Source organism: Pseudomonas sp. DCB_AW, from assembly GCF_026240895.1.
Taxonomy (GTDB): Bacteria; Pseudomonadota; Gammaproteobacteria; order Pseudomonadales; family Pseudomonadaceae; genus Aquipseudomonas; species Aquipseudomonas kermanshahensis.
In genome coordinates this window covers 1-771 of the sequence record NZ_JAPFCE010000156.1, presented here as the reverse complement: position 1 = coordinate 771, position 771 = coordinate 1, and the positions used below count along the sequence as shown (strand labels likewise).

Sequence of the window (771 nt, the reverse complement as noted above, 5' to 3'; positions counted from 1 at the left end):
GGGGGGGGGGCGCCCCCGGACCTGAGCCTGTCTTTTTGTTTGCTGGGGGCCAGCACGTCTGGCAGCACCACGCCCATAAAAAAACAAACCCCGACCGCCCAGCCCCCCCCCCCCCCCGCCCGGGGGGGGGGGGGGGGGGGGGGGGGGGGGCGGGCGGGGCGTCGGGGCCCCCCGCCCCGACCCACACCCCCCCCCACCCGCCACACCCCCACCGCCCCCGCCACACCCCCACAGCACCACCACGGGCCCCGAGCCTTGCGCTAACCGAGTGTGAGGGGGTTCCCGCGGGAAGAGGCCTTTTGTTGTTCAGAAGTGTTCTCTTCCTATAAATAAAAGCTTTAATACGACTCACTATAGGGTTAACTTTAGTAAGGAGGACAGCTAAATGGGATCCGGTCGTAAAAAGCGTCGTCAACGTCGGCGTGGTGCCGGCACTCCTTACGCTATCCTAGAGCCGTATCCAGAATGATTGGGAGGGGTAGTGGCTCTAGAGGTGGTAGCTTAGGTCACCATCACCATCACCACGGCACCGGCTATTAATTAATTAAAATAATAGATCGGAAGAGCGTCGGGGCGGGAAAGAGGGGCGTGAGAGGGGTGGTGCGCGGTGGGCGCGGGGGGGGGGGTTGGGGGCTTTTGTCCATTTGTGGGTGGTTTTTTTTTTGGTGGTATATTTTTTTCGGGGTTTTGTTTTTGCCCGGGGGCCTTATACTTTTTTTTTTTTTGTGTGGGGTTAGGGGTGTCTCGTTTTGTTGTTTTTTTTTCTTCACG

At 59.5% G+C, this 771-nt stretch carries 1 pseudogene; it reads right to left on the bottom strand.

Annotation, left to right across the window (positions count from 1 at the left end):
* Positions 1-540 precede the first annotated feature (540 nt).
* Positions 541-771: pseudogene (locus tag OO306_RS28035) on the bottom strand (hypothetical protein); the annotation flags it as partial.